This is a genomic window from Paraburkholderia sp. GAS32, assembly GCF_050434225.1.
GTDB lineage: Bacteria > Pseudomonadota > Gammaproteobacteria > Burkholderiales > Burkholderiaceae > Paraburkholderia > Paraburkholderia madseniana.
Window position 1 is genome coordinate 16,882 of the sequence record NZ_JBNPVS010000016.1, and the last position, 26,957, is coordinate 43,838.

23 protein-coding genes are annotated in these 26,957 nt (G+C 61.9%); 2 read left to right on the top strand and 21 right to left on the bottom strand.

Annotation, left to right across the window (positions count from 1 at the left end):
- Positions 1–129 precede the first annotated feature (129 nt).
- Together P3T25_RS20140 and P3T25_RS20145 are read right to left on the bottom strand one after the other, a co-directional pair.
- The gene (locus P3T25_RS20140; protein ID WP_429358779.1) at positions 130–1,059 is read right to left on the bottom strand and encodes an electron transfer flavoprotein subunit alpha/FixB family protein; all 930 of its coding nucleotides are present in this window, start codon (positions 1,057–1,059) and stop codon (positions 130–132) included.
- A 2-nt stretch (positions 1,060–1,061) separates the two neighbouring features.
- Positions 1,062–1,811, bottom strand: coding sequence for an electron transfer flavoprotein subunit beta/FixA family protein (locus P3T25_RS20145; protein ID WP_429358780.1), 750 nt, complete (start codon positions 1,809–1,811; stop codon positions 1,062–1,064).
- A gap of 232 nt (positions 1,812–2,043) precedes the next feature.
- On the opposite strand from P3T25_RS20145, the gene P3T25_RS20150 reads away from it, so the two are divergent.
- The gene (locus P3T25_RS20150) at positions 2,044–2,829 is read left to right on the top strand and encodes a glucose 1-dehydrogenase (RefSeq protein ID WP_266259071.1); all 786 of its coding nucleotides are present in this window, start codon (positions 2,044–2,046) and stop codon (positions 2,827–2,829) included.
- A 73-nt stretch (positions 2,830–2,902) separates the two neighbouring features.
- Here P3T25_RS20150 and P3T25_RS20155 read toward each other — a convergent pair whose 3' ends face one another.
- From P3T25_RS20155 to P3T25_RS20245, 19 genes are all read right to left on the bottom strand, one after another.
- Positions 2,903–5,371 carry an efflux RND transporter permease subunit gene (locus tag P3T25_RS20155; protein ID WP_266259072.1) on the bottom strand — a complete coding sequence of 823 codons (2,469 nt, stop codon included), beginning with the start codon at positions 5,369–5,371 and terminating at the stop codon, positions 2,903–2,905.
- Between the two features lie 21 nt (positions 5,372–5,392).
- Positions 5,393–6,469 (bottom strand): WD40/YVTN/BNR-like repeat-containing protein, encoded by a 1,077-nt coding sequence (locus P3T25_RS20160; protein ID WP_429358781.1) that lies wholly within the window; start codon positions 6,467–6,469, stop codon positions 5,393–5,395.
- Positions 6,470–6,567: 98 nt separating this feature from the next.
- Positions 6,568–7,929 (bottom strand): DUF1329 domain-containing protein, encoded by a 1,362-nt coding sequence (locus tag P3T25_RS20165; RefSeq protein ID WP_429358782.1) that lies wholly within the window; start codon positions 7,927–7,929, stop codon positions 6,568–6,570.
- A gap of 39 nt (positions 7,930–7,968) precedes the next feature.
- The gene (locus P3T25_RS20170) at positions 7,969–9,612 is read right to left on the bottom strand and encodes a DUF1302 domain-containing protein (protein ID WP_429358783.1); all 1,644 of its coding nucleotides are present in this window, start codon (positions 9,610–9,612) and stop codon (positions 7,969–7,971) included.
- A 379-nt stretch (positions 9,613–9,991) separates the two neighbouring features.
- Entirely contained in the window at positions 9,992–11,218 is a 1,227-nt protein-coding gene (locus P3T25_RS20175; RefSeq protein ID WP_154558352.1) for a cytochrome P450, read from the bottom strand.
- Between the two features lie 149 nt (positions 11,219–11,367).
- Entirely contained in the window at positions 11,368–12,501 is a 1,134-nt protein-coding gene (locus tag P3T25_RS20180; RefSeq protein ID WP_429358784.1) for an acyl-CoA dehydrogenase family protein, read from the bottom strand.
- A 9-nt stretch (positions 12,502–12,510) separates the two neighbouring features.
- The gene (locus P3T25_RS20185; protein ID WP_429358785.1) at positions 12,511–13,728 is read right to left on the bottom strand and encodes an acyl-CoA dehydrogenase family protein; all 1,218 of its coding nucleotides are present in this window, start codon (positions 13,726–13,728) and stop codon (positions 12,511–12,513) included.
- Between the two features lie 53 nt (positions 13,729–13,781).
- Positions 13,782–14,651 (bottom strand): MaoC/PaaZ C-terminal domain-containing protein, encoded by an 870-nt coding sequence (locus P3T25_RS20190; protein ID WP_429358786.1) that lies wholly within the window; start codon positions 14,649–14,651, stop codon positions 13,782–13,784.
- Positions 14,652–14,681: 30 nt separating this feature from the next.
- The gene (locus tag P3T25_RS20195) at positions 14,682–15,488 is read right to left on the bottom strand and encodes an enoyl-CoA hydratase (RefSeq protein WP_429358787.1); all 807 of its coding nucleotides are present in this window, start codon (positions 15,486–15,488) and stop codon (positions 14,682–14,684) included.
- Between the two features lie 25 nt (positions 15,489–15,513).
- Complete coding sequence (locus P3T25_RS20200) at positions 15,514–16,680, bottom strand: acyl-CoA dehydrogenase family protein (protein ID WP_154558347.1); 1,167 nt, start codon at positions 16,678–16,680, stop codon at positions 15,514–15,516.
- Positions 16,681–16,715: 35 nt separating this feature from the next.
- The gene (locus P3T25_RS20205; RefSeq protein WP_429358788.1) at positions 16,716–17,870 is read right to left on the bottom strand and encodes an acyl-CoA dehydrogenase family protein; all 1,155 of its coding nucleotides are present in this window, start codon (positions 17,868–17,870) and stop codon (positions 16,716–16,718) included.
- 30 nt (positions 17,871–17,900) lie between these two features.
- Positions 17,901–19,100: an acyl-CoA dehydrogenase family protein gene (locus P3T25_RS20210; protein ID WP_429358789.1), complete on the bottom strand. Its 1,200-nt coding sequence runs from the start codon at positions 19,098–19,100 to the stop codon at positions 17,901–17,903.
- 71 nt (positions 19,101–19,171) lie between these two features.
- Positions 19,172–20,314: a CaiB/BaiF CoA transferase family protein gene (locus tag P3T25_RS20215; protein WP_429358790.1), complete on the bottom strand. Its 1,143-nt coding sequence runs from the start codon at positions 20,312–20,314 to the stop codon at positions 19,172–19,174.
- A gap of 2 nt (positions 20,315–20,316) precedes the next feature.
- A complete protein-coding gene (locus tag P3T25_RS20220) occupies positions 20,317–21,171 on the bottom strand; it encodes an SDR family oxidoreductase (RefSeq protein ID WP_429358791.1) in 855 nt (284 codons plus the stop codon).
- A 76-nt stretch (positions 21,172–21,247) separates the two neighbouring features.
- A complete protein-coding gene (locus P3T25_RS20225; RefSeq protein ID WP_233464727.1) occupies positions 21,248–22,090 on the bottom strand; it encodes an enoyl-CoA hydratase/isomerase family protein in 843 nt (280 codons plus the stop codon).
- 17 nt (positions 22,091–22,107) lie between these two features.
- A complete protein-coding gene (locus P3T25_RS20230) occupies positions 22,108–22,914 on the bottom strand; it encodes an enoyl-CoA hydratase/isomerase family protein (RefSeq protein WP_171926197.1) in 807 nt (268 codons plus the stop codon).
- A gap of 12 nt (positions 22,915–22,926) precedes the next feature.
- Positions 22,927–23,727 carry an enoyl-CoA hydratase/isomerase family protein gene (locus P3T25_RS20235; protein WP_429358792.1) on the bottom strand — a complete coding sequence of 267 codons (801 nt, stop codon included), beginning with the start codon at positions 23,725–23,727 and terminating at the stop codon, positions 22,927–22,929.
- Positions 23,728–23,773: 46 nt separating this feature from the next.
- A complete protein-coding gene (locus P3T25_RS20240; protein WP_429358793.1) occupies positions 23,774–24,925 on the bottom strand; it encodes a thiolase in 1,152 nt (383 codons plus the stop codon).
- A 59-nt stretch (positions 24,926–24,984) separates the two neighbouring features.
- Positions 24,985–25,350: a Zn-ribbon domain-containing OB-fold protein gene (locus P3T25_RS20245; protein ID WP_171926194.1), complete on the bottom strand. Its 366-nt coding sequence runs from the start codon at positions 25,348–25,350 to the stop codon at positions 24,985–24,987.
- A 393-nt stretch (positions 25,351–25,743) separates the two neighbouring features.
- On the opposite strand from P3T25_RS20245, the gene P3T25_RS20250 reads away from it, so the two are divergent.
- A complete protein-coding gene (locus tag P3T25_RS20250; RefSeq protein WP_429358794.1) occupies positions 25,744–26,907 on the top strand; it encodes an acyl-CoA dehydrogenase family protein in 1,164 nt (387 codons plus the stop codon).
- Positions 26,908–26,957 lie beyond the last annotated feature (50 nt).

The following is a 26,957-nucleotide window of genomic DNA, read 5'->3' on the forward strand; positions in this document are numbered from 1 at the left end:
GCGCACCGATTCTGGTTTCTTCTCGCCGGCTCACCGCCCATCGGGGCCAGGTGACGCATCAGTCGGTATATATGAACACCGTTCAAAATACTAGGCTGACGGTGAGAACCTTGTCAATCCGGTCCAACGTCAGCCCAGTGCCGCTGTCAGCGCCGGTACGGCCTCAAAAAGATCGGCGGCGAGGCCGTAGTCGGCAACCTGGAAAATCGGCGCCTCGCTGTCCTTATTGATCGCGACGATGACCTTCGAATCTTTCATCCCGGCCAGATGCTGGATCGCGCCGGAAATGCCGACTGCGATATAAAGCTGCGGCGCGACGATCTTGCCCGTTTGCCCGACCTGATAGTCGTTCGGCGCGAATCCAGCGTCCACCGCGGCGCGCGATGCGCCCACTGCCGCACCGAGTTTGTCGGCGAGCGCGTCGAGCAATCTGAAGTTATCGCCATTCTGCATTCCGCGGCCGCCTGAAACCACGACGCTGGCGGCCGCCAGTTCGGGCCGGCTCGATCGGGTCAACTGCTGGTCGACGAAACGTGCCCGCTCATAAGCTGGCGCGGCCGGCGCCGACTCGACCGGCGCGTTGCCCTGCAATGGTGCGGCATCGAAGGCGGTCGTGCGCACCGTCAACACCTTCAGCGGATCGGCCGACCTGACGGTGGCGAGCGCATTGCCGGCATAGATCGGCCGCACAAACGTATCGGCCGCCTTGATGGCGACGACTTCGGAAATCTGCGCACAATCGAGCAACGCTGCGACGCGCGGCATGAAGTTTTTGCCGACGGCCGTGGCTGCGGCAATCAGATGGCTATACGACTGAGCAAGCGACAGCACCAGCAGCGCGAGATTTTCAGGAAGTGGATGCGCGTACGCGGCAGCGTCTACGTGCAATACCTTGCTGACTCCGCTGACTTTCGCTGCATCGGCCGCGGCTCCCGCTGCTTCATGGCCGGCTACCAGCAGATGAACCTCACCGCCGATCTGCGTTGCGGCAGTAACGGCGTTGAGCGTCGCGCGATGGAGCGTCGCATTGTCGTGTTCAGCAATAACGAGGATGGACATAGTCAGATCACCTTGGCTTCGTTGCGAAGTTTTTCGATCAACGTCGCGATGTCGGGCACCATCATCCCGCTCTTGCGCGCCGCCGGTTCGGTGACTTCGAGTACCGCAAGACGTGGCGCAACATCCACACCGAGTGCTTCAGGCGTCAGCGTGTCGAGCGGCTTCTTTTTCGCTTTCATGATGTTGGGCAGCGTCACATAGCGCGGACTATTCAGACGCAGATCCGTGGTGACAACGGCGGGCAGATCGAGCGCGACGCGTTCGAGCCCGCCGTCGATTTCGCGCGTCACGGTCAGCACGCCGTCCGCGATTTCCGTCTTGAAGGCGAAGGTGGCTTGCGGCCAACCGAGCAGTCCGGCGAGTTTCTGCCCCGTCTGACCGGCATCGTTATCGATGGCCTGCTTGCCGAGCAGCACCAGTTGCGGTGCTTCCCGTTCGACGATCGCTGCCATGAGTTTCGCAACGGCCAACGGCTGCAGCTCGGCTGAGGTCTCGATCAGGATCGCCCGGTCGGCACCCATGGCAAGCGCGGTGCGCAAGACTTCCTGCGACTGCGCGGTGCCGGCTGAAATCACGACGATCTCGGCGGCAACCCCTGCCTCTTTTAGCCGTACCGCCTCCTCCACCGCGATTTCATCGAACGGATTCATGGCCATCTTCACGTTGACCAGATCGACGCCGGAGCCGTCGGATTTGACCCGGGGCTTCACGTTGTAATCGATAACACGCTTCACCGCGACCAGTATTTTCAATTGACGCTCCATGCTATTTTCTGAACGATGTTCTACATTCTGAACCAACTCTTTTGCTGTTGTCAACGACAATGGCTTTTGCAGACCCTGCCCCGTGTAAACCCCGTTTCAAGGTCACCGGAATATATCCATAATTTAGAACATCGTTCGTATTTTAAAATCCCGCGCAGATCGACTGACTGCGTGCTCTGCCGCAGGATCGCCGGCGGTAGCTCCTGATAGAAACTCGCCCATGAAAATGTTTTCTCTCGATGGTCAGGTTGCGCTTGTCACGGGCGCTTCGCGCGGCCTGGGGCTGGCGATGGCCAATGCGCTTGCGTGCGCCGGTGCAACGGTGGTGCTCGCAGCCCGGTCGCGCGCCGGTCTCGACACAGCCGCGGCGTCCATTCGTGCCGGCAGCAACGCTCTGATCGATGTCGAGCCATTCGATCTCGTCGATCAATCCGCCATCGAAGCCGCCGTGCAGAACGTTTTTGCGCGTCATGGAAGGATCGACGTCCTGCTGAACAACGCCGGCATCTGCGAGTGGAGCGACTTTCTACAATCAACACCGCAGATGTGGCACCGCACCATGGACACCAACGTTACCGCTGCATACCTGCTCGCGCGGCAAGTGTCGCCGTCGATGATCGAACGTGGGCACGGCCGCATCATCAATGTCGGCTCGTATGTTTCGGTACTCGGGCGCGAAAAGCTCCAGGCCTATGTAGCGAGCAAGCATGCGGTGGCGGGTCTCACCAAATCGCTTGGAGCCGAACTGGGGCGGCACGGAATCCGCTGTAACGGCATTTGCCCCGGTTACTTCATGACCGAAATGGCCGAACCTGTCACGTCAAATGCGCAAATGAAGGAGATCGTCCGCTCGCACATCTCCGTCGGACGCTGGGGGCGCCCGGAGGAACTCGGGGGCGCCGCGGTGTTCCTCGCCTCCGAGGCGAGCTCTTATATGAACGGCCAGATGCTGATGGTCGACGGCGGCGTTTCGGAGATTCTGAGCTTCCCGATGTCGGTGGTCTAGCCTCGGCCAACAGCGGGTGCCGCCAGGTGGCCGGCGCCCGCAGCACGCATGGCGCTTGAGCGCCGCCGGGCCTTCACGCGCCTTTCGAGTTCTCGGCGAGTGCTATCGCGCTGCGTAACTCCGCGTGCCCGGGCCGCGACGATACCCCGCGCAGCAGAAAGTGGGACAGCGACGGGATCAGAACCAGTGCGCCGATCATGTTGGTGACGAACATGAAGGTCAACAGAATGCCCATGTCGGCCTGGAACTTGATCGGCGACCATGCCCACGTGACGACCCCGGCGGCCAGCGTGACACCCACCAACGCCACGACCTTGCCGGTGAACTGGACCGCCCGGCGGTAGGCGTCCCGCAGCGGCAAGCCGGCGCGCTGATAGTTGAGCTGCACCGACAGCAGATAGAGCGCGTAATCGACGCCGATGCCTACGCCAAGGGCGATCACAGGCAAGGTCGCCACCTTGACGCCGATGCCCAGCATCACCATCAACGCCTCGCATAGGACCGATGTGACGACGAGCGGCACCAGTGCGACGATGGCGGCGCGCCAGCTGCGGAACGTGATCAGGCAGAGCAGGACGACAGCCCCGTAGACCAGCAGCAGCATGCGTTCATTCGCTTCCTTGACGACGATGTTGGTCGCGGCATCGATACCCGCGGATCCGGCAGCCAGCAAAAATTGGTGGCTTGCGTCCTTGTGCGCATCCGCGAAACGTTGTGCCGCGTCGAGCACGCGAGTCAGCGTGGCGGCCTTATGATCGGTCAGGTAAGCGATGATCGGCATCGTATTGCACGCTGCGCTGATCAGATCGGGACGATCAAGCAAAACCTGGAAGAGCGAGCGATTCAGAATCGCCGGTGTGCGATTGATCGTGAACCACTTCGGATAACCTTCATAGGCACCGGACGTCACGAGCCGGGTGAGAGACGCGGCCGAACTCGTGGTCTGCACGCCGCTCACATTTTGCAAGGCGATCTCGAAGCGGTCGACATCCGCCAGCATCTGATAATGATCCGCATCGCAATTGGGCAGTGACGATTTGCCGATCACCACGAACATGTCGCTCGACAGACCATAGTGGGCGTTGATGAAGGCATTGTCCCGGTTGTAGACCGAGTCCGCTCGCAATTCAGGGGCGCCCGCGTCGAGATCGCCGATCTGCAGACGCTGGCTGACCGCAAAGCCTCCCGCGGCCAGCAGCACGGTCACGGCGATCGCCCCCGACGCCCAGCGCCGTTCCGTGAAGCGGTCCAGCCAGTTCCACAGGCTCGCGACGCGCGAGCGGCTGCCGGTTTCCGCGGCCTCTTCGATCAGCGTGCGCCGCGCGGCCGCGGGACTCACGCCCACATACGACAGCAACACCGGCAACAGAAGAAGATTGGTGAAGACCAGCACGCCCACGCCGATGCTGGCTGTCAGCGCAAGATCCTTGATGACCGGGATATCGATGATCGTCAGGACGGCGAAGCCCACCATGTCGGCCATGAGCGCGGTGAGACCCGCGAGAAAGAGCCGCCGGAAGGTGTAGCGCGCCGCCACATACTTATGCGTGCCGCGCCCGACGTCCTGCAGGATGCCGTTCATTTTCTGGGCGCCATGCGACACGCCGATGGCGAATACCAGGAATGGCACCAGCACCGAATAAGGATCGACGACGAGACCCAGCGTCGTGACGATGCCAAGTTGCCAGAGGACCGCGACAAGCGAACACGCGACCACCAGAAACGTGCTGCGCGGGCAGCGCGTATAAAAGAAAATCACGCCGAGCGCGATGGCCGCCGCAATGCCGAAATACGCCATCACCTGCTTCAGGCCGTCGATCAGGTCACCGATCAGTTTGGCAAAACCAACCACGTGGATGCGAATGTTGCCGTGCTGCTGCGTGCGCACCATGTCGTCGAGCAGATGCGAGAAGTGGGCATAGTTGATCGGCTTGCCCGCCGCGTCGCGCTCGAGCAGCGGCACCACGATCATGGTCGACTTCAGATCGTTGGCGACGAGCGAACCGGTGATGCCCGCGCGCGCGATATTGGTTCGCAGCGCGTCGATTGACGCGGGCGAGCCGTTGTACGTCGACGGCATGACCGGGCCGCCCGCATAGCCCTTTTCGGTGACGATATTCCAGCGCACCGCCGGCATCCAGATCGACTTGACCCACGGTCGGTCGACGCCGGGCATCAGAAATACCGCGTCGTTGATCTTTCTCAGCGACTCCAGATACGCGGGGTCGTAAATGTCGCCCTGAGTATTCTCGATCACAATCCGCAAACTGTTGCCGAGCCCCTTCAGGTCGCCCTTGTTCGCCAGGTAGTTGCGGATATACGGGTTCGACTGCGGAATCATCTTTTCGAAGCTGGCATTGATCTGCAGCCCGGTCGCCACCTTGATGCCGAAAAAGACCGACAGCACCGCGCACAACAGAATCAGGACAAGCCGATGATTGAAAACCAGCCGCTCCAGCGCGTTGCCGGACTTCGAGTCGAACGCACGGCGCTCCTTGACCACGGGCATGGAACTGATCTGCTCATTGTTCTTACCGGCCATCATGTGCTCCCTTTGCCGCGATCACTTGAGTACCCCGACGTTCTTTACGCCCCCGGCGCCCACTACCACGATGCCGCCGCGAGCGAGGCTCGTACCGTCCCAGAGCGACCACGCCTGCCCCGCCGCATTCGCCGCACTGAAGCTGGCGCCGCCGTCCGTGCTGATCAGCACACGCCCATCCTGGCTGAACAACGCAAGCCGCCCGTCGGCAAGACGCGCGCCGCCCAGCAGACTGGCTTCGCCGGGAATGCCGACCTTGATCCAGGTCTGCCCGCCGTCCACGCTGCGCATCGCATTGCCACGCAGGCCATAGAGAATCAGATTGTCAGGCGTGCCGACGATGCCAAAAAAGCTGCCCTTGTACGGCACCGAGACCTTGACGAACTGTTGCGAGGTCTCGTCGAGGCGCATGACCAGTCCCTGTTCACCGACCACATACAGCGCGTTGCCGATTCTGCGTATCGCATGCAGGTTCAGTGCGTCCTGTTCGTTTTCGGTGTGGTCGAACCACGGTGTCCAACTGGCCCCGCCATCGTCGGTCCTGAAGATGATATTGAATGAACCGATGATGAAGCCCGTGCGCTCGTTATCGAACCAGGCCGACAGAAACGGCCGCCCCGGACCGTCGTTGACGAAGCGCCGCGCTTCCTCTAGTCCGGCCGCAACCTTCGGGTCCGACTGGTCCCGCTTCTGGTAATAGGCCAGCATCAAGGCGGCCGCCGACCGGCCGTCGAGTTGCTTCGTCCATGTCGCGCCGCCGTCCGCGGTGTGCAAAACGATGCCGTCCTGACCGGTCGCCCAACCCGCGCGCGGCGAAACGAAATACACCGAGACCAGATCCGAGCTCACCGGCGCGGAAACCTGGCGCCAGGTCCTGCCATTGTCGTCGGACAGGACGATCAGTCCGCGTAAGCCGACCGCGACCAGCCGGTCGCCGGCACGGGCCACGGCGAGCAGCGGTGCGGTCTGCGCATGTGGGTTGGCGGTGGCCGGCGTATCGATCGGATCGGCGAACGCGGCAAGCGCCGGCTGCGAAACGGTCAACGCGAGGGTCAGCGCAAGCGCCGACACCGCCACGTTCATAGAGGTACTCAGCATCATGTCTCCTTGTGCTCGCCTGATACTCGCTGGCCGCACCGGGCGAAACCCGCTGCGGCCCTGCCTTTCGAGGCTATGCTGCCGGCCCGCGCAAGGTATCAGCGGATGCCAGTCGACTGCATTCGTTCAGGCGTGAAAAACCCGTTGGGAAAGTCCACGTTGAAGAAAATGCCGGAGGTGTCCGCAGGATGACTGCCCAGCAGATACACCCCGCTATTGAAGTCGAAGAACCAGTTGCCGAGTGAATACGGAACCTGGGCGTCGTAGGCCGGTACCGTATCGGCAAAGCCGCCTCGATATAGTTTGCCGGCCTGATCATAGGCATCCATCATGCCACCGCCCAGATCCTCGTCCGTATAGAGGATCTTTTTGCTGTACAGGTGCCGCGCACCGGGTTTGAGCGTCAGTTCAAGCACACGCACGCGGTGCAGTTCCCAGCGAATCAGGTTGGCATTGGGGAAATGCGGTGTCAGCATGTCCTTGTCCGAGGTCGCGTACTGCCACTTGTATCCGTTGTACGGAATGTACATTTCCTTGGTGCCGAGCATCTTGACCTTCCAGCGATCGAGCTTGCCGTACATCAGTTGGATATCGTCCATCGTGATCACGCCCGAGTAGCCTGGGTTAGGCGTATCGTAAGCGAGATCAGGGGCGACGCGCGTGCGGCGCTGGCCCGGCGAATACGACCAGCCCGGCCAGTCACGCGAACTCGCGGTGTAGTCCCAGAACAGCGATGTCTCGCCCTTCAGGCGCGCGGGCGCGGCGTAATCGTTCATCACCTGGTACCAGACGCCATCCGATTTCTTGAACCCGTCCCGGCCGAGCGTGGGATCGTAGTACGGAAAATAGATGCTGCTTTTAAACGAGCCCGTCAGCACCGGGGTGCCCGAACTGTCCATCAGCCAGGTATTGACGAAGTTCTTTTGCCTGGTTCCGACGAAACGCATGATGTAATTCCAGAGCGCTTCCTCGCCGGTCTTCGCAATCGGGAAAGGAATACAGCCAAAGGCGCCTTCGATATCCTGCCCGCCGTTGGTCAACTTGGCCTGCACCGCATTGATCTTGCAATTTTCACCGTACCAGTCCGGAAACGATGCGCTGCGATGGGTCGGATAGACCATCATCTTGTAATCGGGAAAGCGCTTGAACAGTTCCTTGGACGACTCGCTCAGCTTGTCCGAGTATTCCTGCCAATTCTGCGCGGTGATCGTCAGAATCGGCTTTTCGCCGGCAAACGGATCAAACCACTTGCCGCTATTAAGCTTAGATTCCGCAGGCGCCTTGGTGACTCCTCCGGTGTATGCCGGAATCTGTCCGTCCGCGCTGGCCGCGGCGTCCGCGCCGAACACTGTGAGCGTCGTGCCCAGCTTGGCGGCTTCTTCGGCCGATACGGATGCGTGCACTGTGGAACCATAGGTGGCGGCGATCAATACAGCCGTCACTAACCTTGGGATGTTCATTTGCGAATGTCCTCTGAAGTACCAGATAGTCGGCTTTGGTTAAAGCGTGGTCTGATAGGTGATCCCGATCCAGCCCTTGTCGGAATATGGCGCGCCGTTGACATTGGTCGCTGTTTTCTTCCAGTTGGTATAACCGGTGTAGGTGAGATTCACGATGTGCTTGTTGTAGATCGTGAATTGCAGGCCTACCTGGTAGATGTTGCTGCCCTGGTTACCGCCATCGACAGTCGGTGTATTGCCGTGGATGTTCCATTGTACGAACATCGGCAGGTCGAGATCGACGCCGGGAAACACCTGGTTCCAGTGCGGCGTGAACGACACACCAAAGGTGTAGTAATTTTTCGTCGCGCAACCCAGCGCGACCGCATCGGCTGCTTTCGTGCAAGCGGCGGAGTAACCCGGCGCATTGAAGTTCTGCGCGCCCGAAGTCACCCTGAGCAGGTGGGCCACCGCGATTTCCATGGCGAGCGGCGCCTCGTTCCAGAGCGGTGTCTTACCGAGGTATGTGGTTGTGTTGAGCAGTGCGTGCAACGTGTCACCACGCGCGCCTTCGAGCGTGCCCGGTGTGGCGCTGCCGGCCGAAGCCAACGGCGTATTGCGGCGATACGACACCTCGGCGCCGACCGCCGTGCCGCCAATCGTGCTGTTCACGCCGAGGCCCAGCAATTGAACCTTGTTCGCGTAGATATCCTCGGTCGTGAAATTGTTCTGATTAAACTGGGCGAACCACGGTGTCTTGTAGCTGAAGCGGCGATAGGTCAGCTCGACCGTGCTCGAGAACTTTTCAAGGCGATACTTGGTTTCAACCCCGATGTCCCCAATCTTGCCTTGCGGGCCCCTGACGTTGTAGATCGGGAAGTTCGGCCCCGCATACGCGGCGATCGGCGGCCCGTAGTCGATGGAATCTGAACCGCCGAAATAGGTGCCGCCTTCAGGATAGCGGTCGTGCGCCCATTCGAACGAGTAGTAGCCGCTCAATTGCATCCGCTCGGTCAACTGGGCCGACATGGCGACCTGCCCGGTCGGCAGCGACAGTTCCTTCAGCGATGCCCCGGGGCTTTGCGTCGCGGCAATCAGGTTTTGCGGAGCCTGCGATACCGCAACCGAGTTGACGCCGCCCACGCTGCCGATCAGCGACTGCCCCCAGATTTGCGCGAGGCGCCCTACCTTGATGTCAATCGGAACGGGGCCCGCATTGACGGTGGTGAATCCGAACGCGTCGCGCACCTCCGCCGACGGGCCGATGTAATACTTCTTGATGTAGCTGGTGTAGTTATTCCCCGGGTAGTTCGCAACACTTTCGAGACCCGGCCCGCTCTTGTCCTTGCTCGAATAGGCTGCGTCGTACCAGCCCGCAACACTGAACCGGAAGCCGGTCGTCCCCTTGTACTTGAAGTCGAATTCGCTCGTCACGTCGAGCCGCGCGAGTATGGTCTGGTAGCGCCTGAAGGTGTTGTCGCCTTCGTCGTAGCTCGGGTTGTTACCGATCGCCGAGTTGATGCCCTGAAGCCGTAACCCATAGTTCGCACGAACTGTCGTATCCAGATCCATCTCAATGTCCGGATTAGGCGTCGTAAACGTGAACGCCTGCGCTCCGTTCGCAAAACTGCCGCAAACACCAACCAGCAACATCACTTCAAAACGACGCCGGTAAACGGCCCCGCCTTTGGAAATCCGATTCATTTTGTCTCCTCCGCGAGGACATTCACACGACTTCTATTCGTTGTATTTTTCGCGTCGACTTGCTTCCCACATTTCAAGTTCATCTAATACTTGAATGCTGTTCAAAATGATAAACACCGCGTAGTGGGGTGTCAATAGTGTTTTCCAGTAGAAATCGGGACCCTTGCACACCGCTGGACTGAGGTATTGAGCAGCCGCCTGAGACGTTAGGAATCCGTCTAAAGTCACCCATGCGGGATCGATTCGCGCGGCTGGCGAATGGGGATAACGGCTGCGCCGGGCCCGTCACAATAGGACAAACAGACCTGTTGTGGCTGCCCACCTCGGGATGTCTGACGAAATGCGACCAGGGAGGCCGTCGATCGTCATCACATGGGGTTCATTTCACGTCCCAGACCAGCGGCAAGTGGTAGAGCGTGCCGTTGACGCCGCCATGCACACCGGCTTTGGCGCCGGGCCTGAGCGAAAAATCGGGGATGCGTTTGAGCCACTCCTGGAGGAACACCTTGATCTCGACGCGGGCGAGGAATGAGCCCGGACAACGATGCGCCCCATTGCCAAAGGTGGAATGAATCGGTGTCGGACGGTTGAAGTCGACTTCGAGCGGATTCTGGAACTTGCGCTCGTCCAGACCGTGCAGGGTTGTCGGTATGACGATCATGTCGCCGGCCTTCATCTGCACGCCCTGGTATTCGAAGTCATGCGCGACCTGACGTCCCTGGTTGACCACCGGAAAGCGGCGCAACAACTCATCGACCGCTTTTTGCGTCAGGTCCGGGTGGTCGATCAGATGTTTGCGATGCGCGGGGCTTCCCGCGAGGAAGTTCGCGATGAAGCCCATCGCAGAGGCGACCGTATCGAGGCCGCCGATCAGGACGAGCCCGCACAGCCCCTTAAGCTCCTGATCGCTCAGATCACGACCGTCAATCTTCGATTGAACGATCCGGCTGATCAGATCGTCGCCCGGATTCGCCCGGCGCTCGGCGATTTTTACGCCGAGATATTCGAAGATCGCGCCCAGCGCTTCAAGCTTCTGCCCGGAGGAAGCAGGCCGCACCATCTTGTCCGCCAGGCCCAGCAAATAGTCGCGATCTTCCGAGGGCAGCGCCACCATGTCCATGAAAATGCCGATGGGCAGATGTTGCGCGAACTCGGAGACGAACTCGCACTCGCCCCGCGAATAAAAGCCTTCGATCAGCTCGATTGTCATTTCGCGCGCCTTTTCCTCGAGCTTGCTGATCGCTTGCGGCATGAAGGCAGGCGCAATCAGCGCGCGGTAGCCGGTGTGTTCGGGCGGGTCGAAAAAGATTGGCGGCAGCGGCGCGTGGTCGACCAACGGCACGGTCAATTGGCGCGACGAAAATTGCTCGTATTCCTTGAAGATGCGGTAGATGTCGTCACCGCGCGTCGCGATCCAGTGGCCGCCGTTACGCGGCGTCCAGAAGATGTCAGGCACGGCGGGGTCGTGCAGTTTCTTGAGCGCGAGATGATAGTCGTCGGCGGCGCCGGGCGGATTGTATATGTCGAAGTCGACCACCAGTTGCGTCGGCACGTGCGCGGGAATAGGCGCCACTTCAGGCGTCGCGCGTTGATTGCTCTCTGACATTCGATGTCTCCTTCGTGATTCCGGACCAGCTGGCTGGCTCACACAATCGCCACGCCGACAATTTTCTGAATGACGTTCACATATGTATCATACATTTTCTGCTACTGGAACAACATAAAAAAAGCGGGGCAAAAGCGCACGCCGCCGCGTTACAGGTGCGTCCCGTAGCGCTCCAGATGGTGCTCGGCATCACCCCATGTCATGTCAATGCAGGTCAGCCGCTTGAAGTACCAGCCGACCGGAAGTTCTTCGGTCATGCCCATTCCGCCGTGCAACTGCACCGCCTGCTGGCCGACGAACCGCCCGCACCGGCCGATCAGGTTCTTGGCGGCGGACAGCGCCCGCCGCCGCTCGTCGGCATCCGCTCCGGCCAGCCGCGATGCTGCGAAGTACACCACCGAGCGGGCCTGCTCGACCGCCGTCAGGATGTCGGCCGCGCGATGCTGAAGCGCCTGGAACTCGCCGATGGGTCTGCCGAACTGGGTGCGCGTGCGCAGGTAGTCGTAGGTCATCTCGGCGAGCTTCGCCATGGTTCCAACCGCTTCCGCGCAGAGCGCGAACAGCCCGTGGTCGACGGTCCATTCCAGCAGGCCATAGCCGGTGCCGATCACGCCCAGCACCGCTCCGGACTCGACCGATACGCCCGAGAAGCACACTTCGGCGACCCGCTGCCCGTCCAGCGCCGGAAAACCTCTGAGCGTGACGCCCGGTGTCTTCGGGTCGATCGCGAACAGCGTGATGCCGGTGGTGTCATCCTGCGCGCCGGAAGTCCGCGCCGACACCAGCAGCAGATCGGCGCTATCGCCGTGCAAGACCACGCCTTTGCGGCCATCGATGACAAAACCCTCGCTCGAAGACCTGGCGGCCGTTGTTACGTTCGACAGATCGAATCGCGCGCCAGGCTCAAGCGTGGCCAACGCCGTTTTCACACGGCCAGCCGCAAGCTCGGGCAGCCAGCGCTCTTTTTGTGCATCGGTGCCGGCGTGGCTGATCAGCCGCGCGCCAAGCACCGCGGTCGAGAGATAGGGCTCCAGTACCAAACCCCGACCCAACGTCTCCATCACGATCATGGTCTCTGCCACGCCCCCGTTCATCCCGCCGTATTCGTCCGGAACGTTGAGCGCGAGGAGACCCATATCGGCCAACGTGTTCCAATGCTGTTCGGACCAGCCGCGCGGCGTCGCCGATAGCTTGCGCCGCGCCTCGAATGAATATTCCTTCTCCACGAAGCGGCCCACCAGGTCGGCCAGCATCTGCTGCTCTTCAACGAGCGTGAAATCCATGACGTGTCCTCAGATGCCAAGCGCCAGTTTGGCGATGATATTTTTCTGAATCTCAGTGGAACCGCCGTAGATCGAGATCTTGCGCCAGTCCAGATAGTGCGGCGCCAGCGCGTTGAGCAGTTCGCCGTGCGCCGTGGCATCCGCGCCTTCGCTCCAATCCGGCTCGAGCGCCTGCGGTACAAACGGCACCGCGTAGGGCCCCGCGCACGCCATGATCAGCTCGGTGAGTTCCTGCTGGATTTCCGAACCGCGGATTTTCAGCACCGATGCCTCGGGCCCCAGCGGACGGCCGGCTGACTCGGCGGATATCGCCCGCAACAGCGACCATTCGTGCGCGATCAGATCGATCTCGACCTTCGCGATTCGGTCGCGGAAGCGGATATCGTCGATCAGCGGCTTGCCGTGCTTCCGTTCGCTCCGCGCGATTTCCTTCAGCCGGAGCATGAAGCGTTTGCAGTTGCCGAGCCCCGCAATATTGGTGCGCTCGTGGCCGAGCAGATATTTGGCGATCGCCCAGCCACGATGCTCTTCTCCGACAAGATTGCCATCCGGCACTTCGACGTTTTCGAAGAACACCTCGTTGACGTCATGGCCGCCATCGAGCGTTCTGATCGGCCGCACGGTAATGCCGGGCGTCTTCATGTCGATCAGTAGAAACGAAATGCCTTCCTGCGGGCGGCCATCGCTGTGGGTGCGTACGAGACAGAAAATCCAGTTCGCCCACTGTGCAAACGAAGTCCAGATCTTCTGTCCATTGACGATATAGAACGGCTTGCCGTCGCGTGGAACGCACTCGGCGCGCGTCTTCAACGAAGCGAGATCGGAGCCCGCGCCCGGCTCCGAATAGCCCTGACACCACCAGTCCTCCATCGACACGATGCGTGGCAGAAAATAGTCGCGCTGCGCGGGCGTGCCGAATTTTTGCAGCACGGGCCCGACCATCGACAGACCGAACGGCATCTGACGCGGCGCACCTGCGGTAAAGCACTCTTCATCGAAGATATTGCGCTGCGTAGCGTTCCAGCCCGCGCCGCCGTATTCGACCGGCCACGCCGGCGCGCCCCAGCCATTCGCCGCGAGGATGCGCTGCCAGCGCACGTAGTCGTCGCGCGGCACGTGGCGGAAATTCAGCACGCGGTCGCGAATCTCCGTGGGTAGCCGGGCCGTCACAAACTCCCGCACCGATGCGCGAAAGACCTTATCGTCGTCACTTTCTCGCAAATCCATCAACCCTCTCCTTTGACGATGGGCGCGCCCTGGACCGCCAACCGGCCCCGCTCTCAGCCGATTTCGACAACGCCGTTGTTCAACACGACCACATCGCGTGCGTCGACGCGTGCCCGCACATGCACGCGTGTGCCGCTCTCGCGCCAGAACTGAAATCGGATGACCTCGCCGGGATAAACCGGCGAAGTCATCCGTAGCGCAAGCCGTCTGAGCCGCGCCGCGTCGTTTCCGGCCAGGGTGCGAATCGCGGCGTAGCCTGCCATGCCGTACGTCGCGAGGCCGTGCAGGATCGGTTGCCTGAAACCGGCCTTCGTAGCGACTTCGGGATCGGCATGCAGCGGATTCGAGTCGCCGGAAAGACGGTAGATCAGCGCCGCCTGCGCCGGGGTCCCGAACATGAATTCGTGGTCGGGTGCGCGCTCGGGAACGGGCGGCAAGGCTTCGGGCGGCGCATCGCTCTCGCCGGATTCCGCGCTGAAGCCTCCGTCGCCTCGCAGGAACGATACCTGCCGAACTTCCGCGAGCCGCTCGTCGCTCTCCGCTTCGAACAGATCGCGCCTGAGTTCGACGATCGCGCCCTTGCCTGCGCCCTTATCGGAAACAAGGCTCACACGCGTCTTGCTGACGATGGTGGCGGCGGTCGGCATTGGACGGAGGAAACGGACGTCCTGTTCGCCGTGCACCACCTTCAGATAGTCGACACCGGCGCGCGGGTCACGCATCCACGATTTGGGCCATGCAAACGCCGCGGCACAGGTCGGCATCGCCTGCAGGTCTTTCTCATAGACATAGCGAAGTTGCGCCGCGTCGAGAGGATCGCCACCGATGCCAAGACCCAGCGCGTACAACATGACGTCGCGTTCGGTGTAAGTGTGGGTGACGTCTTCGATCGGCCAGTTCTTGATGACTTCATACTTCAGCATGACTTTGCCCCATAGCGTATCGATCGCGTATCAATCGTCGGTGAAATTCGGCTTGCGCTTCTCAAGGAAGCTCGCGATGCCTTCCTTGTAGTCGTCGCACTGATTGGCGACAGGCATGTCCAGTCCGGCAGCCATGATCGCTTCATGGGGCGTCTGAAACGGCACCTCCCAGAGTTGCGCCTTCATGACGCGCATCGAGCGCGGCGAGCAGTTTTCCGCGAGATCTGCCGCATAGGCATAGGTTTCTTCCGCTAGCGTGGCAGACGGGAACGCACGGTTCACCAGCCCCATTCGCTCAGCCTCGATACCCTTGATCTTGCGTGCCGACAGCAGCAGGTCGAGCGCCCTTGCGTGCCCGACGTGGTGCGAAAGTATCCACGCCATGCCATATTCGGCGGTCAACCCGCGACGTGCGAAAGCGGTGGTAATCGTGGCATCTTCGGCCGCGAAGCGGATGTCGCAGAAGAGCGCGTGAATCAGGCCGATGCCGACCGTCGCCCCATTGAGCATTGCGATCACGGGCTTCGGTATCGCCGGATAATACGAACAGCGCGTTTGCCAGTCGGCGCGCTTGCGCATATCGAATGGACGCGGCAGCTTGGTCATCAACGCATTGGGATCGCCGCCAAAGCTATGAATGTCGCCGCCGGCGCAGAATGCCTTGCCCGCACCGGTGAAGACAATGACCCGTACGCCGCGATCGGCGCCCGCGGCCTGCATGGCGTCGTACACCTCGGTGGCCACCGTGTCGTTCCAGCTGTTCATCTGTTCGGGACGGTTCAGGGTGATCGTGGCGATCCGGTTCTTCACGTCGTACAGAATGGTCTCGTAGCCCATGGCTATCTCCCTCGATTGGCGACGCTCAGAACGAACGCGGCATGTCCAGCACGTGTTCCGCGACGTAAGACAGAATCAGATTGGTCGAGATGGGCGCCACCTGATAAAGACGGGTTTCGCGGAATTTGCGCTCCACGTCGTATTCGCAGGCGAAACCGAATCCTCCATGCGTCTGGAGGCACGCGTTAGCGGCCTTCCATGAAGCGGTAGCGGCGAGGTGCTTGGCCATGTTCGCTTCGGCGCCGCACGCCTCGTGGTTGTCGAACATTTCGCATGCCTTGTAGCGCATCAGATCCGCGGCTCGCACATCGATATACGCTTCGGCGATGGGGAACTGCACACCCTGATTCATGCCGATGGGCCGGTCGAACACCTGGCGCTCCGACGCGTACTTCGATGCGCGATCGACGAACCAGTAGCCGTCGCCGATGCACTCGGCAGCAATCAAGGCGCGCTCCGCGTTCAGACCGTCAAGGATGTACCTGAAACCCTTGCCTTCCTCGCCAATCAGGTTCTCTTCGGGAATCTCGAGATTGTCGAAAAACAATTCGTTGGTTTCGTGATTGACCATGTTCGGAATCGGCCGTACGGTCAGACCGTTGCCGATCGCCTGATGCAGATCGACCAGAAAGCACGACAGGCCTTCGGATTTCTTTTTCACATCGGCGAGCGGCGTGGTGCGCGCCAGCAGGATCATCATGTCCGAATGCTGCACGCGGGAGATCCACACTTTCTGGCCGTTGACCACATAGCGGCCGTCTTTCTTCACCGCCATGGTTTTCATTTTGGTGGTGTCCGTGCCGGTGGTCGGTTCGGTCACGGCCATCGACTGCAAACGCAGTTCTCCGCTGGCGATCTTCGGCAGGTACGCGCGCTTTTGCGCCTCGGAGCCGTTGCGCAGCAAGGTGTTCATGTTGTACATCTGCCCGTGGCAAAACCCGGAGTTGCCGCCGTTACGGTTGATCTCTTCCATGATCACGGACGCTTCCGCGAGGCCAAGCCCCGAGCCGCCGTATTCCTGCGGAATCAGCGCAGCCATCCAGCCCGCGCGCGTCAACGCATCGACGAACGCCTCCGGATAGACCCGCTCGTGGTCGACACGGCGCCAGTATTCGTCAGGAAATTGTTTCGACAGTTCGCGCAATGCATCGCGCAGGTCCCGGTACGGATCGGAGGTGGTGGATCTGCTCATTTAAAGGATTCCTGTCACACGACGACGCGGCGGACTTACAGCGCCGCGTCGATCAGTCCGCCTGCGCTGGCGAGCTGGGTCAAATGATGTTCGGCGGCGCCGAACAGAATGTCGATTACGCTCAGGCGGCGCAGGTAGTGGCCGACCTTGCATTCCTCGGTCATACCGATGCCGCCGTGAAGTTGCACACCCTGCTGCCCGACAAAGCGGCCGGCACGGCCAATCTGCACCTTGGCCGCTGCCATGCTGCGCGCGCGCTCCGCGACATCGGACTCCTCGCTCATCATGGTGGCAAACAACGCCATGCTCCGTGCCTGTTCGACCATGACCAGCATGTCCACCGCGCGATGCTGCAAAGCCTGGAACGAGCCGATCGCGACGCCGAACTGCTTGCGCACTTTCAGGTACTCAACCGTTTCCTCGTGCGCGGCCGCCATCGAACCGACCGCTTCGGCACATAGCGCAGCGATCGCCTGCGCGACAACGGTCTCGATCAGTGGCAGCGCCTCCCCGGCCACGCCGATCGCATCGTCGTCAGTGACGCGCACGCCCGACAGATCGATATCCGCCGCGCGCAACCGGTCCTGCGTCAGATATTCGCGGCACGTCAGACCCGGCGCTTTCGCGTCGACCAGAAACAGCGCGATGCCGTCGCGGTCGCGGCGCGCACCCGACACCCGTGCCGACACGATCAGCCGGTCCGCGCTGCCGCCGTGAACGACGACACGCTTGGCGCCGTCGAGTACCCAACCCGCGTTTTCGCGTCGCGCAGTGGTAGCGACGTCCTCCACGTCGTAGCGCGACTGCGGCTCGGCATGCGCAAACGCCATCAGCAGCGAACCGTCGGCGATGGACGGCAGGATGGCCGCGCGTTGCGCAACGCTGCCACCCAGACGAATACAGCCGCCACCGAGCACCACCGTCGCCAGATAGGGCTCGACAACCAGCCCGCGGCCAAATGCCTCCATCACGATCATCGTTTCGACCGGACCGCAACCGCTGCCGCCGAAGTCCTCATCGAAGGTGAGGCCCAGCAAGCCCATGTCCGCGTAACGACTCCATTGCGCGCGGCTGAAGCCGTCCGGTTCCGCGAGATAACGCGCCCGCTGTTCAAAGCCGTACTCGTCGTTCACAAGCCGGTCGACGCTGTCCTTGAGCATGCGTTGCTCGTCAGTCAGATCAAAGTCCATGGTCAGTGCGTCTCCTCGTTCGATTGGCGCTCACAGTCCGAGAACGGACTTGGCGAGGATGTTCTTCTGAATCTCGTTCGATCCGCCCACAATCGAAACGTGACGCGCAAAATAGTGATTCGGCGCGATGGTCAACGCCCAGTCGGGCTGGCGAAGCGGATCGCTCAAACCGCGCAGAAAGTCGAGGTCGAGCGGCAGCGCGTCGGGGCCGGCCACTTCCAGGAGCAGTTCAGCCGAGAGCTGCTGCAGTTCGGAGCCCTTGATTTTCAGGATCGACGTCTTGGGATCCGGCACGTGACTGTCACGCGCGGCACTTTCGGCGATCACCCGCATCTGGGTGATTTCCAGCGCCTTCAATTCAACTTCGACCGCCGCGACGCGCTCGCGAAACTGCAGGTTGTCCCACAGCACACCGTCGCCACTCGGCACACGTTTAGCAAGATCTTTGGCGTGCCGGATCCGCATCTTCGACACGCCTACCCGCGCAATCCCGCTGCGCTCGTTACCGAGCAGATACTTGGCATAATCCCAGCCCCTGTTTTCTTCACCGACCCGGTTTGCCAGGGGTACGCGCACGTTGTCGAAGAACACCTCATTGGTTTCGTGAAAGCCGTCGATGGTGATGATCGGGCGCACCGTCAAGCCGGGCGTCTTCATATCGATCAGCAGGTAGGTAATGCCCTGCTGTTTTTTGCCGCTCGCGTCGGTACGCACGAGGCAGAACATCCAGTCCGCGTGATGAGCGGTCGAGGTCCACAGTTTCTGGCCGTTGATCACATAGTGGTCGCCCTCGCGAACCGCTTGCGTGCGCAACGCCGCCAGGTCCGACCCCGCTCCCGGTTCCGAAAAACCCTGGCAGAACCAGTATTCGAGGCTCGCGATGCGCGGCAGGAAATCGCGCTTCTGCTCGTCGCTGCCGAAAGCGATCAGCACCGGGCCGATCATGTTCACGTTGAACGACAGCGGCTCGGGAGCCGGCGCCATATGCAGCTCTTCCTTGAAGATGTACTGCTGCACCGCGCTCCAGCCCGTTCCACCCCAAGCCTTGTCCCATGCGGGGGTCGCCCAGCCGCGCTCGTACAGAATGCGCTGCCAGCAGCGCAGGTCAGCGGCGGCATAACGTTGACCCAGCGCTGCCTTGCGGCGGATGTCTTCCGGCAATGCTTCCTTGAAAAAGGTTCTCACCTCATCGCGGAATGCCAGCTCTTCATCGGTGTATCGCAGATCCATGAGTGTCTCGTCTCAATTCGCTGCCGCAACGCGCGCGGCCGTCCATGCTTTTTGTCCCGCTCATTGGCTTCTCAGGCCAACGTTCCCGCTTTTTTCAGGTCATTGATTTTGTGGGCGTCGAGCCAGACAGACAGCGCGGCGTCCAGCGTTGCCGGATCAGGTGCTTCGGGCGGCGTCGGCGTCCCGGGCACGGTGGCCGAAAAACGCGGCGCGGGCGCGGGCTGCACGATCCCGTCAACTTCGATAAAGGTTCCGCGCGCTTTCAGATGCGGATGGTCAGGCGCTTCGCTCCACGACAGCACTGGTGCGAAACACGCATCGGAATGTTCCAGCAAGGTGGTCCACTGCGCGCGGTCGCGGGTCCTGAACTTGAGCGCGAACAGGGCGCGCGCGGCCGGCCAGTTACTCTGGTCGAGCTGGGCGCCAAGCGTATCCGGAGAAACATCGAGCAAGCGCAGCAGTTCCAGATAGAACTTGTCCTCGATCGGGCCCACCGTGATCCACTTGCCGTCGGCGCATTCGTAGACATCGTAGAAATGCGAACCCGAATCGGTGATATTGGCGCCGCGCTGGTCACGCCAGATGCCCGCGGCCTGCATGCCGAAAAAGGTCGTGGCCAGATTCGCCGTGCCGTCGACGATCGCCGCATCCACCACCTGGCCCGCGCCGCCATTGCGAGCGTGCAGGATGGCGGCAAGCAGGCCCATCGCCAGATACAGCGAGCCGCCCGCGTAGTCGCCGATCAGGTTCAGTGGTATCGAGGGCGCCTGGCCGGATCGGCCGATAGCGTTCAGCACGCCCGTGATCGCGATGTAGTTCAAATCGTGACCGGCATACTGCGCAAGCGGCCCCTCCTGCCCCCAACCCGTCATGCGTCCATAGACCAGCTTCGAATTGCGCGCCAGACACGCTTGCGGACCGAGTCCCAGGCGCTCGGTCACGCCCGGGCGGAAGCCTTCGATCAAGGCGTCGGCGCCTTCCACCAGCGTCAGCACGAGATCGATCGCGGCCGGGTCCTTCAGGTCGAGCGCAATCGTCTTGCGGTTGCGCAGCAGCAGGTTGTAGCGCACAGGACGCTCGATGCCGAGCTTGACCGGTTGCCGCCGGTCGATGCGCAACACCGTCGCACCGAGGTCCGCGAGCAGCATTGCGCACATCGGGCCCGGCCCGATGCCGGCCAGCTCGACGATCTTGACGCCAGCGAGCGGCCCCATGCTCAGCTTTTCCTCGCGTGGGCACGCATGGCGTCCCACTGTTCGTCGCTCCAGTCCTGCATCGCGCGGAACGTGGGACCGCCTACGCCCTGCATCCAGCGGCCGCCGTCGATCACGATCATGTCGCCCGTGATATAGCCGGAGCCATCCGAGGCCAGGTACGCGTACAGATCGGCAAGCTCGGCATGCTCGCCGAAGCGCCGCAACGGCACACTGCGATCCTGCGGCTCGACCTGCGAGCCGGGCGGATAGAGTTGTTCCCACGCGCCTTCAGTTGGAAAGAGACCCGGCGCCACGGCGTTCAGACGAATCCCCTTTGGCCCCCATTCGACCGCGAGACTGCGCGTCATGGCGAGCACGCCGGCCTTGGCCGCCGCCGACGGTGCCGTGAAAGCCGAACCGGTCATGGTGGGTGTCGAGACCGTGCTGATCACGTTGCCTTTGCGTCCAGCCGCGATCCAGCGTTTCCCCGCGGCGATCGTGCAGTAGAAGCTGCCGTGCAGCACGATGCCGAGCACCGCATCGACCGCGCGCGCCGACAGCGTTTCGGTCCGCGCGATGAAGTTGGCGGCGGCGTTGTTGAGCAGCAGGTCGAGCGGGCCGGCGCTCCAGATCGCGTCCATCATCGCCTCGACCGACTCGGCGTTGCGCACGTCGGCGGTGATCGTGGTGACGCACGCACCGCTAATCGCGGCGCGAAATTCGTCGGCGGTGGCGTCGAGCACTTCCTTGCGGCGCCCGCAAATCACCAGCTCGGCGCCGAGTTCCAGATAGCGCCGGCCAATGCTTTTGCCAAGGCCCGTGCCGCCGCCGGTGATCAGAATCTTTTTGTCCCTGAGTAGATCGGGTGTGAACATGGTCGGTGTACGTCCGTAAAATCCAGGGTCAGAAAACAACGCGCGACAAGACGAAGCGGCACAAGCGCCGTGACGCTCAGGTGCCGGTAAACACGGGTTTGCGTTTCTCCATGAATGCCGCCACGGCTTCAGTGTGGTCGCTGGTTTGCCGTGTCAATGGATTCAGATCGACTTCCAGCCGCCACGCGTCTTCAATCGAATTCCCTGCGTTGACCAGGCTCGCCTTGAGCAGCGCCAGCGTAACGGGCGGATAGCTCGCAAAGCGCGCAGCCTGCCGGATCGCCGCATCGAGCGCGCCGCCCGGTTCCGTGGTCTGATTGACAAGGCCGATGCGCTGCGCCGTGGCCGCGTCGAACACGTCCGCTTTCAACATCAATTCGCGCGCCTTGCCGCCGCCGACCTTCTGCGGCAGCGTCCACAAGAGGCCGGTGTCGGGCAGCAAGCCCACCTTGGTGAACGCACAGCAGTATTTCGCCGCACTGCTGCTTACCGCGAGATCGCACGCGGCAGCCAGTGATAGACCGGCGCCGAAGCACGTGCCCTCGACCGCCGCGACAACCGGCTTGGTACCGGTGTAGATCAAGCGGAACAGACGCACGCCGACGGCAATGCGCTCGCGTAGTTCAAGCAGCGTTGGCGTGGCAGCCTGCATTTCGGACAGGTCGCCGCCCGCGCAGAAATGACCCTCTGAGCCGGTCAGTACGATCGCGCGCGTGGCCGCGTCCTCGTGAAAAAGGCGCTGGAACACATCGATCAGCGCAACGCGCATCGCCATCGAAAAAGCATTGCGGCGTTGCGGATAGTTCATCGTGACAACCGCCACGTCGCCCTCGTGGCGCACCTGCACGAGATCATTCAGTTCGTCCGTGCCCGGTACGCCATCCACGCCGATCGGTGCTTCATTTCGCTCGACACTCATCGGAGACTCTCCAATGTTCATTGGCCGGTAAACACCGGCGTGCTCTTGTCGAAAAACGCCTGACATGCAGCCTGATGATCTTTGGACTGCCGCAATAGCGGCTGATAGTCGATCTCGGCACGCAACGCCGCGTCCATGGTGGCGGCGCCGTCGGTCAGCGCCGCCTTGAGCAGCGCCACGCCAAGCGGCGGATGAGCGGCGAGGCCGCGGGCCACTTCGATCGCCGCGGCGCGTGCGGCGCCCGGTTCGACGACCTCGTTCGCGAGACCGATCTCACCAGCCCTTACGCCATCGATTTCCGTCGCGAGCGAGAGCATTTCGCGCGCATGCGCCATGCCGATTTTTTCTGGAAGCGTCCACAGAATGCCGGTGTCGGGAATCAGCCCGACCCGCAGAAACGCCGCGCAGAAGCGCGCATTCGACGCTGCCACCACGTAATCGGTTGCCACTGCCAGCGACAACCCCGCGCCGAACGCCACACCTTCGACAGCGGCCACAACCGGCTTCGCGCCCGCCAGCATGTCGCGCACGACGACGCACGATTCAGCCAGAATTTCGCGGCTTTGCAGAATGGTTCGCTGCGTCATTTCGGAGATGTCGGCGCCGGCGCAGAAGTGCTCGCCCGCGCCGGTGAGCACAATGGCGCGCGATTCGGGATCGGCCGTCAGCAGGCGATGCATCGTGTCGCGCAGTAACTGACGCATCTGCCGCCCCATCGCATTGCGGCGGCCGGGATTGTTCAACGTGACGATGGCCACGAGGCCGTCCCGGGTCACCTCGATCGATGCGGGCGCGTTGCTCTTGTCCGTATGCTTTTCGCTCATGGTGTGCTCCCCCTAGTCGGCCACGAAAACCGGTTTGCGCTTTTCCATGAAGGCGCTGACGGCCTCCCGGTGCTCACGGCTGCGGCGCAGGATGGGCTGCAGATCGACTTCGGTTTCGATCGCCTGGTCGAGCGTGCGGATACCAGTTGCCAGCGCCGCTTTGAGATGCGCCGTGGCCACCGCCGGAAGCGCCGCGTACTGGTTGGCGATTTCCAGCGCCGCAGCAAGTGCCTGCCCCGGCTCGACGAGCCGATTGGCAAAACCGATCTGCAGGGCTTCCGTACCTTCGAATTCGCGGGCGCTCAGCATCAGCTCACGCGCCCGTCCACCGCCGACACGTTGCGCGAGGGACCAGTAAAGCCCCGTATCCGGCATCAATCCAACCTTGACGAACGCGCTCGCATAACGTGCCGCCGATGAGCTGACCACCATGTCGCACGCAGCGGCGAGCGAAAGGCCTGCGCCAAACGCAAAACCCTCGACGGCAGCGACGATGGCCTTCGGCCCCGACACCATCAGCTCGAAGATTGCGAGCGGCAACTGGTTGCGCTCGCGGTACTCGAGCACTTTGCGCGGCTTCATCTCCGAGATGTCACCGCCCGCGCAGAACGTGTTGCCGGCGCCCGTCAGCACGATCGCCCGGCAACCGTCCTCGTGGTGCATCAAGTGATGCAGACGCTCATACAGCGTCTCGCGCATCTTCAGCGAAAACGCGTTGCGCCGTTCGGGATAGTTCAGGGTGACGATTGCGATCGTCCCGTCATGCCGGACCTGCACGATCTGTGTCGCGTCTTCGGTGGTCTGTTCGCTCATCTGCGTGTCTCCTTTCGACCCGGCATCGCCGCCCGGATGGCGCCTGTCACAGCGTTTCTTCGGTACCGAGAATCACGGTAGCCTGACTCGACAATACGCCGCCGTTGCCGTGCGCGACAGCAAGCCGCGCGCCGGGCACCTGGCGCTCTCCGGCACGCCCCGTCAACTGGCGCATCGCTTCTTCCATGAGAAACAAACCGTACATGCCGGGATGCACGCACGACAAGCCACCGCCATTCGTATTGACCGCCAGCCGCCCACCAGGCGCGATCGCACCGTCGGCAACGAATCGGCCGCCCTCGCCCTTCGGGCAAAAGCCAAGATCTTCGAGAAACAGAATGGTGTTGATGGTGAACGCGTCGTACAGCATCGCGACGTCGATATCGCCGGCGCCGACGCCGGCCATCTCATACGCGCGTCGCCCGGATTCCCTCGCCGCGGTCATGGTCAGATCGGGCATGCTCGCGATCTCGCGATGCGACGTGGCCGACGCCGCGCCGAGCAGATAGACCGGCTTGTCGGTCAGGTCGCGCGCCCGTTCGGCACGCACCATCACGATCGCGGCGGCGCCGTCGGTCACGAGACAACAATCGCGCACGGAAAGCGGATCGGATACGAGGCGCGCCCCCAGCACGTCGTCGATAGACAAAGGTGTACGCACGAAGGCTTCAGGGTTGAGCTGGGCCCATCGACGCGCCGCCACCGCCACTTCGGCGAGATCCCTGCGGGTCGTGCCGTACTGGTGCATATGGCGGGCCGCGGCCAGCGCATACGACGACACCGGGTTCATCGGCTTATATGGACTCTCCCACGGCGACGGACGCGACGACTGCACCAGTTTGCCCGCCCCGCTACGCTGATTGCTGCCATAAGCGATCAATGCGACATCGATCTGGCCCGTCACCAGCGCCATGGCCGCCGTATGCGCATAGATCTCGAATGCCGAGCCGCCGCTGCGGTTGTTATCGGTGAACTTCGGGTGGATGCCGAGGTATTCGGCGAATGTCAGGCCCGACAACATGTCGTCAGGCATGCAAACGAACAGGCCGTCGACATCGCCCGGCGACAAGCCGATCTGCGCCAGCGCATCGACCGATGCCCGCGCTGCGAGATCCAGCGAGGACATTCCAGGCGCTTCGCCGATTCCGTATGTCGCGCCGGCCACCAGTGCGGTGCGGCCACGTAAGTTGAATTCCATGCGATCTGTCTCTCGTCGGTGCAGCACGCGCATTCCCTCGCGCTGCCGGTTGGCTTGCCTCAGGCAGGCTCGAACACGAGCAGTGCCGCGTCGTTCCTGAATACGATCCGCGCCTGAACGGGCATGCCGATACGCACCGCGTCCGGTTCGACCCCTTCGACACAGCTGAGCATCCGGACCCCTTCGTCGAGATCGATCAATGCGACGTTGTAACTCGGCGTAGGCGCCTTCTGCCTCACTACCGTCGTGGAGTAAACCGTGCCCCGCCCACAGGCTTCGACCCATTCGAGATCGCGTGCGCCGGTGACCGGCTCGGCTACCCGTGGATAAAACACGTGCCGGCCACTGCTGCGGCTGCACTGGATCATCAAGCGGCCTTCGGCCAGAAACTTCTGATAGTCGACTTCAGGACAAACAGACTCCATTTCCCGCTCCTCCAATGCATTCCGCCACGGGCCTTGATGCCAAACCGAGCCGTAACTTCTGTTTTCGATCGGAATCAATCAAATAACTGAACAACGTTCCACATTCTAAACACGCAGCGACTACCATGTCAATCTCGCCGAACGGCCTCGGTGCGCCGCCCGACAAGGCTCTCACTACATCGGAACAACGCCCGTTCCGCACTACGGGCAAACCCCTGTCCGCTCGACATCACGCTTGACGAGCACCATGCCATCGTTTACGTTATCGAACATTGTTCAGTATTTCGAAGAACACGAGATACCGGATTTACCTCGATCGTGCGTTCCATTCATACGTGTTTCAGAACGCCGTTTACGTATCGGGGCTCGCACCATTCGCAAGAGACTTACAACGTGACCTATCAACTAACAGACGACCAGATCCAGATTCGTGACCTGATACGGCGCGTCGCAACGGAACGGGTGGCGCCGCGGGCGGACGAAATCGACCGCACCGCGGAGTATCCGGACGACATGTACGCGTTGCTCAAGGACCTGGGTCTTTTCACGCTGCCCTTTCCCGAGGCCTACGGCGGGGCGGGCAGCGTGATGTCGGCCTGCATCGCCGTCGAGGAATTCGGGCGGGTTTGCTACAACACGGGGTATCTGCTCGTCGTGCAATGGACCCCGTTCGGCGCGATTCTGGAGGGCGGCACCGAAGAGCAGAAGGCACGCCTGCTGCCTGGGCTTGCGTCGGGCGAACTACGGGGCGCGCTTTCCATCACGGAATCGCAGAGCGGTTCTGACGTCTCCGGCATCCGCACCACCGCACGCCGCCAGAAAGACGGCTATGTGCTGAACGGCTCGAAGATCTGGTGCACCAATTCGCACATCGCCGACTTCATGCTGGTGGCGGCGAAAACGCTGGATGAAGCAGGCAAGCCGCTCGGCATCAACCTGTTCATCGTCGATCGCAAGACACCCGGTCTCACGATCGGGCGCGAGGAAGACAAGATGGGCGCGCGCGGTGTGCCCTCCTGTCCGCTGTTCTTCGACGACGCGTTTATCAGCGCCGACAACCGGCTCGGCCCTGAAGGCGGGCAAGGTTTCAAGGTGGCGATGGAAGCGCTCAACACCAGCCGGCCGATCGTGGCGGCACGCGCCGTGGGCATTGCACAGGGTGCGATCGATCACACCCTTCGCTTCATTCAGGATCGCGTCGCCTTCGGGCAAACCATCAGCAACTTCCAGGGTGTGCGCTGGATGGTGGCCGACATGGTCACGCAGACCGAAGCCGCGCGCCACCTCGTCTACCGCACCGCATCAATGGTGGATGCCGGCGTGGCCGGGCGCGAGCTGGCGCCGATGGCGGCGATGGCGAAGATGTTCGCCTCCGACGTCGCCATGAAGGTCGCCACCGACGCCGTGCAACTGTTCGGCGCCGCCGGCATCTCGAACGAATACCCGATCAACCGCTATTTCCGCGATGCCAAGGTGGTTCAGATCATTGAGGGGACCAACCAGATCCAGCGAAACATCGTCGCGGACAGCGTCCTCGGACGGGTCACGAAAAACTGAGCAACACGCCCTGCCCCTAACGGCGCGCGACAACAAGAGGAAGGACAGAC

Bases quoted from the DNA above. Each gene is read 5' to 3' on its own strand.
- P3T25_RS20235 (WP_429358792.1), bottom strand. From the start codon at position 23,727: ATGAGCGAACAGACCACCGAAGACGCGACACAGATCGTGCAGGTCCGG.
- P3T25_RS20210 (WP_429358789.1), bottom strand. From the start codon at position 19,100: ATGGATCTGCGATACACCGATGAAGAGCTGGCATTCCGCGATGAGGTG.
- P3T25_RS20180 (WP_429358784.1), bottom strand. From the start codon at position 12,501: ATGGATTTCACGCTCGTTGAAGAGCAGCAGATGCTGGCCGACCTGGTG.
- P3T25_RS20215 (WP_429358790.1), bottom strand. From the start codon at position 20,314: ATGGGGCCGCTCGCTGGCGTCAAGATCGTCGAGCTGGCCGGCATCGGG.
- P3T25_RS20225 (WP_233464727.1), bottom strand. From the start codon at position 22,090: ATGAGTGTCGAGCGAAATGAAGCACCGATCGGCGTGGATGGCGTACCG.
- P3T25_RS20190 (WP_429358786.1), bottom strand. From the start codon at position 14,651: ATGCTGAAGTATGAAGTCATCAAGAACTGGCCGATCGAAGACGTCACC.
- P3T25_RS20155 (WP_266259072.1), bottom strand. From the start codon at position 5,371: ATGGCCGGTAAGAACAATGAGCAGATCAGTTCCATGCCCGTGGTCAAG.
- P3T25_RS20240 (WP_429358793.1), bottom strand. From the start codon at position 24,925: ATGGAATTCAACTTACGTGGCCGCACCGCACTGGTGGCCGGCGCGACA.
- P3T25_RS20175 (WP_154558352.1), bottom strand. From the start codon at position 11,218: ATGTCAGAGAGCAATCAACGCGCGACGCCTGAAGTGGCGCCTATTCCC.
- P3T25_RS20165 (WP_429358782.1), bottom strand. From the start codon at position 7,929: ATGAACATCCCAAGGTTAGTGACGGCTGTATTGATCGCCGCCACCTAT.
- P3T25_RS20200 (WP_154558347.1), bottom strand. From the start codon at position 16,680: ATGAGCAGATCCACCACCTCCGATCCGTACCGGGACCTGCGCGATGCA.
- P3T25_RS20150 (WP_266259071.1), top strand. From the start codon at position 2,044: ATGAAAATGTTTTCTCTCGATGGTCAGGTTGCGCTTGTCACGGGCGCT.
- P3T25_RS20160 (WP_429358781.1), bottom strand. From the start codon at position 6,469: ATGCTGAGTACCTCTATGAACGTGGCGGTGTCGGCGCTTGCGCTGACC.
- P3T25_RS20170 (WP_429358783.1), bottom strand. From the start codon at position 9,612: ATGAATCGGATTTCCAAAGGCGGGGCCGTTTACCGGCGTCGTTTTGAA.
- P3T25_RS20140 (WP_429358779.1), bottom strand. From the start codon at position 1,059: ATGTCCATCCTCGTTATTGCTGAACACGACAATGCGACGCTCCATCGC.
- P3T25_RS20220 (WP_429358791.1), bottom strand. From the start codon at position 21,171: ATGTTCACACCCGATCTACTCAGGGACAAAAAGATTCTGATCACCGGC.
- P3T25_RS20185 (WP_429358785.1), bottom strand. From the start codon at position 13,728: ATGGATTTGCGAGAAAGTGACGACGATAAGGTCTTTCGCGCATCGGTG.
- P3T25_RS20245 (WP_171926194.1), bottom strand. From the start codon at position 25,350: ATGGAGTCTGTTTGTCCTGAAGTCGACTATCAGAAGTTTCTGGCCGAA.
- P3T25_RS20205 (WP_429358788.1), bottom strand. From the start codon at position 17,870: ATGGACTTTGATCTGACTGACGAGCAACGCATGCTCAAGGACAGCGTC.
- P3T25_RS20195 (WP_429358787.1), bottom strand. From the start codon at position 15,488: ATGGGCTACGAGACCATTCTGTACGACGTGAAGAACCGGATCGCCACG.
- P3T25_RS20230 (WP_171926197.1), bottom strand. From the start codon at position 22,914: ATGAGCGAAAAGCATACGGACAAGAGCAACGCGCCCGCATCGATCGAG.